Origin of the sequence: Streptomyces phaeochromogenes, assembly GCF_001418655.1 — a bacterium.
Classification (GTDB): domain Bacteria; phylum Actinomycetota; class Actinomycetes; order Streptomycetales; family Streptomycetaceae; genus Streptomyces; species Streptomyces phaeochromogenes.
On the sequence record NZ_LIQZ01000474.1, the window covers coordinates 1 to 6,002 of the forward strand.

At 70.6% G+C, this 6,002-nt stretch carries 9 protein-coding genes and 1 pseudogene; 5 read left to right on the forward strand and 5 right to left on the reverse strand.

Annotation, left to right across the window (positions count from 1 at the left end; all coding sequences use genetic code 11):
- Positions 1 to 30: 30 nt before the first annotated feature.
- From AOK17_RS43185 to AOK17_RS52960, 3 genes and pseudogenes are all read right to left on the reverse strand, one after another.
- The gene (locus tag AOK17_RS43185; protein WP_055618120.1) at positions 31 to 216 is read right to left on the reverse strand and encodes a hypothetical protein; all 186 of its coding nucleotides are present in this window, start codon (positions 214 to 216) and stop codon (positions 31 to 33) included.
- A gap of 139 nt (positions 217 to 355) precedes the next feature.
- Positions 356 to 547, reverse strand: coding sequence for a DUF397 domain-containing protein (locus AOK17_RS43190; RefSeq protein ID WP_055618121.1), 192 nt, complete (start codon positions 545 to 547; stop codon positions 356 to 358).
- Positions 548 to 632: 85 nt separating this feature from the next.
- Positions 633 to 893: pseudogene (locus AOK17_RS52960) on the reverse strand (Scr1 family TA system antitoxin-like transcriptional regulator); the annotation flags it as partial.
- Between AOK17_RS52960 and AOK17_RS51075 the strand changes: the two are divergent.
- Together AOK17_RS51075 and AOK17_RS43200 are read left to right on the forward strand one after the other, a co-directional pair.
- Positions 822 to 1,190 carry a hypothetical protein gene (locus AOK17_RS51075; RefSeq protein WP_245697742.1) on the forward strand — a complete coding sequence of 123 codons (369 nt, stop codon included), beginning with the start codon at positions 822 to 824 and terminating at the stop codon, positions 1,188 to 1,190. The pseudogene AOK17_RS52960 and the gene AOK17_RS51075 sit on opposite strands and share 72 nt — an antisense overlap.
- Positions 1,191 to 1,273: 83 nt before the next feature.
- Positions 1,274 to 2,386 (forward strand): sensor histidine kinase, encoded by a 1,113-nt coding sequence (locus AOK17_RS43200; RefSeq protein WP_055618123.1) that lies wholly within the window; start codon positions 1,274 to 1,276, stop codon positions 2,384 to 2,386.
- 61 nt (positions 2,387 to 2,447) lie between these two features.
- On the opposite strand, the gene AOK17_RS43205 is transcribed toward AOK17_RS43200, so the two are convergent.
- Complete coding sequence (locus tag AOK17_RS43205) at positions 2,448 to 2,774, reverse strand: ArsR/SmtB family transcription factor (protein ID WP_055618124.1); 327 nt, start codon at positions 2,772 to 2,774, stop codon at positions 2,448 to 2,450.
- A 138-nt stretch (positions 2,775 to 2,912) separates the two neighbouring features.
- Between AOK17_RS43205 and AOK17_RS43210 the strand changes: the two genes are divergently transcribed.
- Positions 2,913 to 3,905 (forward strand): quinone oxidoreductase family protein, encoded by a 993-nt coding sequence (locus AOK17_RS43210; RefSeq protein WP_055618125.1) that lies wholly within the window; start codon positions 2,913 to 2,915, stop codon positions 3,903 to 3,905.
- A 12-nt stretch (positions 3,906 to 3,917) separates the two neighbouring features.
- Here AOK17_RS43210 and AOK17_RS54215 read toward each other — a convergent pair whose 3' ends face one another.
- On the reverse strand, positions 3,918 to 4,685 hold the full coding sequence (locus AOK17_RS54215; protein WP_055618126.1) for a GbsR/MarR family transcriptional regulator: 768 nt from the start codon (positions 4,683 to 4,685) through the stop codon (positions 3,918 to 3,920).
- A gap of 240 nt (positions 4,686 to 4,925) precedes the next feature.
- On the opposite strand from AOK17_RS54215, the gene AOK17_RS43220 reads away from it, so the two are divergent.
- Together AOK17_RS43220 and AOK17_RS43225 are read left to right on the forward strand one after the other, a co-directional pair.
- Positions 4,926 to 5,600, forward strand: coding sequence for a DUF4097 family beta strand repeat-containing protein (locus AOK17_RS43220; RefSeq protein WP_055618127.1), 675 nt, complete (start codon positions 4,926 to 4,928; stop codon positions 5,598 to 5,600).
- 90 nt (positions 5,601 to 5,690) lie between these two features.
- Positions 5,691 to 6,002: ATP-binding cassette domain-containing protein (locus AOK17_RS43225; RefSeq protein WP_157881520.1), on the forward strand; the 312-nt coding region annotated here is incomplete at its 3' end.

Consider the following 6,002-nt stretch of genomic DNA (forward strand, 5'->3'; position numbering starts at 1 on the left):
GGCGGCGGGGGCGGAAAAAGGCCCACCCGGTCAACGCCCCGCCGCCAGCCGGTAGAACGCCTGCGTCGTGCGCGGATGCGCCATCTCGTCCAGCAGATGCCGCCACTCGGGATCAGCGGTGGCGGCCGTGTGCGCCTGGTCCCAGGCGTCCAGCAGCGGCCCGAGCTCACTCTCGGGGGCCGCGACGACGGTGGCGGGGGTAGCGGGGATGTTCATGGCGGTTTCCTTCCGGCGGAGAGGCTGTGAACCTCCGGGAGCGTCTGGGTACAACCATCCCGCCGCCCGCTCCCCGCCACCATGAAGCGGCCTCCCGAAATGGAGGTACAGGTAGCCCCACCAAAGGAGTTGGCGTCTCCTACCGGACGCCCGCCACGAACACCGCCCAGGCGCTCCGCCGGATGAGCAGGACGGGGCCGGTGGGGTTCTTGCTGTCACGGACGGGGACGATGCCGGGGATGCCGGGGGCGATTTCGATGCAGTCTCCGCCGTTGGCGTCGCTGTAGGTGCTCTTGGTCCAAGTCGCCGCGCTCAGCCCGTGCTTGTCCATGCTCCTCGTACCCCTCCATCGCGTCGCTGATCAAAGCGGCGGATTCGCGGGCTGACGGAGAGTCCGCCCTGAGCACATCATAGGTCTGGGCATAGCACGCACAGACGGCCGGATCATCGTTGAAATGGCCGCGATCGAGGGCTTCCGCGTAGACCCATTGATGCCCGTCGGGGAGCGTAATCAACGACACGGTGCCGCTGGGCCGGTCGAGTCCGAAGGAACCGGCCGGAGCGACCTGGATGTGGATGTTGGAGTGCCGCGCGACACGCAACAGGTGCGCGCACTGGTCGCGCATGACGGCCGAGCTCCCCATCGCGTTGCGCAGACAGCTCTCGTCCATCACGACGGCGTAGAACGGGCCGCCGGGGTCAAGAAAGCGCTGCGCCGACGAACGGCTGGCGGCGGCCCTGAAGGCGACCAACAAGCGCTCGGGAAGGATGCCGTGACGGTTCGTCAGGAGCGGGGCCAGGAGGAGGACCTGAGCCGTCCGCCCGTGCCCGTACCCGGCTGCCCGACGTGCACCGAGCTCGCGATACGCCGCGACGACGCCCGCGCCTGGCGCGACCGCTGCGCGGAGACCGACGCCGACGTACTGCTGAGACGGCATCTGCGCGCGGCCGGGGTGGAAGACATGCACCGTTAGGGACATCACGCCGACCATGGGGAAGCAGGGCGTTGACGGGAAAGGCGAGGGGCAAGGGGAGGGGCAAGAGGGACTGGCCGTTCATGACCGGGCGTCCGCGTGCGGCGTGGACGGCCCGGCTCACGGACTCGCTGCTCGTCACCCTCGCGGCGCTGGACGTGTGGTGGCAGCTCGACCTGGACACCCCGGTCGAGGTGGTCCTCTCGGTCGCCGCCTGCGCGGCTCTCGCCGTACGGCGGCGGTTCCCGCTGCCCGTCTTCCTGCTGTCGCTGCCCGCCGCGCTGTTCTCGTCGGTCGTGGTAGCTCCCCTGGCCGCCCTCTACACACTGGCCGAACTCAGCCGGGACCGCCGCCTGTTGACCGCCTGCGCCACCGCGTCGGCGGCGGCCTCCGCCATGCCGTGGCCGCTGTCGGAGTACGCGTCGGACGACCGCACCTGGACCTTCGTCAACTTCGTCTACCTGCTGGCCACCGCGGCGGCCCCGGTCTTCCTGGGGCAGCTGGTCCAGGCCCGGCGCGACGCTGCGGTCCGGCTCGTCGAGATCGAGGAGGCACGCGAGCACGAGCGGCTGCTGCACGCCCAGAACGTGCTGGCCCGTGAACGGGCCCAGCTGGCACGGGAGATGCACGACGTCGTCTCCCACCAGGTGAGCCTCATCGCCGTACGGGCCGGAGCGCTGCAGGTCGGCGCGCCGGACCCGGGCTCGCGCGAGGCCGCCCGAGCGATCCGCGAGCTCAGCGTCACGACACTCGACGAACTGCGGCACATGGTCACGCTGTTGCGGGCCTCGGGCGGCCGTACGACCGAGCTGACCCCGCAGCCGACACTCGCGGACCTGCGACAGCTGATCGACACGTGCGGCATCGAGGTGACCCTGGAGGGCGAACTGCCGCCCGGTATCGGGGCCCCGGCCCAGCGCGCGGTCTACCGGACCGTGCAGGAGGCCCTCACGAACGTACGCAAACACGCGCCCGGCGCGACGGCGACCGTGCAGCTGTGGCACCTCGGCGACGAGCTGGGCGTGATCGTCACGAACACCCCGCCGACCCGTCCGACCCTCGAACTGCCCGGCTCGCAACAGGGGTTGATCGGCCTGGGCGAACGTGCCGAGAACCTCGACGGCTCCTTCGAGGCGGGCCCGACGGCGGACGGCGGCTACCGGGCCCGGCTGCGACTGCCGACGACGACCGACTGACTGGCCGCCCGCCGACCGGCGTTGGGCCGCCGGGCCGCCCTCGCGCAGGAAGTCGTACGGGTCAGTCCTCGCGCAGGACGAGGGCGAGGAGCCCCGGGAAGCGGGCGTCGAACTCCTCGCGGCGCAGGCGGTTGACGCGCCTGGCGCCCTCGTCGCGCTGCTCCACGAGTCCGGCGCCGCGCAGCACGGAGAAGTGATGGCTGAGGGCCGCCTTGCCGACGGGCACGTCGAAGCTTCCGCAGCTGCGCGTCCAGACGGGGGACCCCGCGAGCTCCCGTACGAGCGTGATGCGTACGGGATCGGAGAGGGCTGCGAGGGCGGTCAGGACCGGGACCTCGTCGGGGTGGATGTGCTCGGGAGCCGCCCGGTGACTGACGCGTTCCGCCATGTCCGCCTCCCCTTGAGCACGATCGTTCTGAGCACGGCCGTCTTGAATACGGGCGTTTCCGCCTTGCCGAGTGTTCGACGGAAACCATACACTCCGGAGTGTTCGCTTTTCATTGAACAGTCGACCGGGGAGTGTGGCATGCGCGCGGTTCAGGTCCAGGAGTACGGCGGCCCCGAGGTCCTCAGGACGGTGGAGACGGAGGTGCCCGAGCCGGGCCCCGGCCAGGTGAGCGTGGACGTGGCGTACACGGGGGTGAACTTCGCCGACCTCAAGGCGCGGGGCGAGGGCTACCGCGTACCGTCGCTGCCGTTCGTCCCGGGCCTTGAGGTCTCGGGCCGGGTCCGGGCGCTCGGCGAGGGCGTGTCGGGTGTCGAGGTCGGCCAGGAGGTGGCGGCCCTGACGGCCGGCGGCGCGTACGCGGACGTGGTGGTGACCGACGCGACGACCGTGTTCCCGCTGCCGTCCGGCGTGGACCTCCGTACGGCCGCCACGCTGCCCACGGTCCTGCCGACCGCGTACGCCCTCGTGCACGCGGTGGGCCGGCTGCAGCCCGGCGAGACGGTTCTCGTGCAGGGCGCGGCGGGCGGAATCGGCACTGCGGTGGGGCAGTTGGCGAAGGCGGCGGGGGCCTCCGGGGTGTTCGGGGTGGTGTCGGGCGCGGCGAAGGCGAAGTACGCGCTGGACCACGGCTACGACGATGTGTTCGTCGTCCCGTCCACCACGGACTCCGTGCAGTTCGTGGACGAGGTGCGTGCGGCGACGGGTGGCCGGGGCGTCGACCTGGCTCTCGACCCGGTCGGCGGCGAGACCTTCAGGGCGTCCCTCGCCTCCCTGGCCGTCTTCGGGCGCCTGGTGTCGTTCGGCAACGCGAGCTCGGCCGAGCCGTGGCGGGTCGGGCAGCCGGAGCTGTACCCGACCGGCCTGTCGGTCTCCGGCTTCTCCATCCTGACCCTGGCCCAGACAGCGCCGGGCGCTCTGCGGGCCCTGACGGAGAAGGCGTTCACGGCCGTGGCGGAGGGGGTCGTTTCCCTGCCGGTGACCGCGGAGTTCCCGTTGGAGGAGGCGTCCGAGGCGCACCGGCTGATGGGCGGCCGGACGAGCACGGGGAAGCTGTTGCTGCGGGTCGCGTGACCGGGCTCCCGCTCAGCTTTCAGGCACGGTTTCAGGCACGGATTCAGGCACGGTTTTCGGCACGGTCGACTCGGGTTTCGTGTGGAGGACTTCGCGGGCCTGGTCCGCGGCGCGGATGAGGCTCTCGCTGACGAAGTCGAGGAAGCGGGCGATGTTTTCGAGGCGGTCGGCGGCCGGGGTGTCGGGGCCGAGGATGCCGACGCCCTGCCGTGCGGTCTCGGCGAGCTGGAGGGTGCCGCGGGCGCTGGCCACCATCGACTGGTACCAGACGTCGTCGTCGACCGAATAGCGCTCCCGGCGGTTTTCGTCGCGCTCCCGGCGGACGAGGTCCTGGCTCTCCAGGAACGCGATCGCCTTGGAGATGGACGCCGGGCTGACCTGGAGGCGCTGGACGAGTTCGGACGCGGTGAGGCTGCCCGCGTCACTCGTGAAGAGGCAGGCGAGCACCCGGGACATCATCTTGGGCAGGCCCTGCTGCATGAAGACGGTGGTGAACGTCTCCTCGTACTCGCGCACGGCTTCCGCGTCGCGCCCAAAGGCCTGCGGGGGCGCCTCCGACCCCCGGGGCTCGGCCTGCCTGCGCCGGTGGGCGCGGCGCTCGGTGGCACGGTGGGCCAGGTCGGCGCGGTAGCCGGTGGGGCCGCCGTTGCGCATCACCTCACGCGTGATCGTCGACGTCGGACGGTCGAGACGCCTGGCGATCTCCGCGTAGGCGAGCCCGTCGGCCAGCCCCAGCCCGATCTGCTGACGTTCCTGCTGGGTGAGTCTGCCTCCCGGCATCGCGGTCCCCTTTCACGCTTCTTTGACGCCTCCAGCATAGCGTTCACTCGCAGCCCAATGCAACGCGCGACGGGATTGTCGTTGCGTTAAAACTCAGACGGTTGCAACGATAATTACACTCTGAGCTGCACTGATGACAATCGAATGCAACAACCTCGTTGCGCGATCCATGAACGCAACGTAGCGTTTCGGTTGTCAGAAACAAGCAGCGCAAGACAAGCAGTGCAAGAGGAGAACACCATGCAGAAGTTCGACACCCCCGCCGCGATCTCCGCCGTTCTCGACATCCCCGCGGGACGCATCCGGTTCATCGCCGCCGACCGGGCCGACACCACGGTCGAGGTCCTGCCGGCGGACACCTCGAACAGCCGCGACGTGAAGGCGGCGGAACAGACCGAGGTCGCGTACGGCGACGACGGTGTCCTGCGGATCGAGGCCTCACCGGCGAAGAACCGGATCCTCGGCCACTCCGGATCCGTCGAGGTGACCGTCCAGCTGCCCGTCGGCTCCCGCGTCGAGGCGAAGACGGCCGCCGCCGAGTTCCGGGGCGTCGGACGGCTCGGTGACGTCGCCTTCGAGGGCGCGCAGGGCTCGGTCAAGCTCGACGAGACCGCGAGCGCCCGCCTCACCCTCCTCGCCGGTGACGTCTCGGTCGGCCGCCTGGGCGGCGACGCGGAGATCAGCACCCAGAAGGGCGGCATCGACATCACCGAGGCCGTGCGCGGCACGGTCGAACTCCGTACCGAGGCCGGCGAGATCTCGGTCGGCGCCGCACGCGGAGTCTCCGCCTCCCTGGACGCGGGCACCACCTACGGCCGGATCAACAACGCACTCAAGAACACCGACGGCGCCGACGCCGCCCTGAGCATCCGCGCGACCACGGCCTACGGCGACATCACCGCCCGCAGCCTCTGAGCGACCACATCGTCCGCGGCTTCTGGACGACATCAACGTCCGCTGCCTCGGACGACATCACCCTCCGCAGCCTCTGAAGGAGCACTCATCATGACCGACTTGGCCATCGCGGCGAACGGGCTGCGCAAGTCCTACGGCGACAAGACCGTCCTCGACGGCGTCGACGTGGCCGTCCCGGAAGGAACGGTCTTCGCCCTGCTCGGCCCGAACGGCGCCGGCAAGACCACCGCCGTGAAGATCCTGTCCACGCTCGTCTCCGCCGACCCCGGCACCGGCGACGTCCACATCGGCGGCCACGACCTGGCCGCCGACCCCCAGGGGGTGCGGGCCGCGATCGGTGTCACCGGTCAGTTCTCCGCGGTGGATGGCCTGATCACCGGCGAGGAGAACATGCTCCTCATG

Bases quoted from the DNA above. Each gene is read 5' to 3' on its own strand.
- AOK17_RS43185 (WP_055618120.1), bottom strand. From the start codon at position 216: ATGAACATCCCCGCTACCCCCGCCACCGTCGTCGCGGCCCCCGAGAGT.
- AOK17_RS43190 (WP_055618121.1), bottom strand. From the start codon at position 547: ATGGACAAGCACGGGCTGAGCGCGGCGACTTGGACCAAGAGCACCTAC.
- AOK17_RS43200 (WP_055618123.1), top strand. From the start codon at position 1,274: ATGACCGGGCGTCCGCGTGCGGCGTGGACGGCCCGGCTCACGGACTCG.
- AOK17_RS43205 (WP_055618124.1), bottom strand. From the start codon at position 2,774: ATGGCGGAACGCGTCAGTCACCGGGCGGCTCCCGAGCACATCCACCCC.
- AOK17_RS43210 (WP_055618125.1), top strand. From the start codon at position 2,913: ATGCGCGCGGTTCAGGTCCAGGAGTACGGCGGCCCCGAGGTCCTCAGG.
- AOK17_RS54215 (WP_055618126.1), bottom strand. From the start codon at position 4,685: ATGCCGGGAGGCAGACTCACCCAGCAGGAACGTCAGCAGATCGGGCTG.
- AOK17_RS43220 (WP_055618127.1), top strand. From the start codon at position 4,926: ATGCAGAAGTTCGACACCCCCGCCGCGATCTCCGCCGTTCTCGACATC.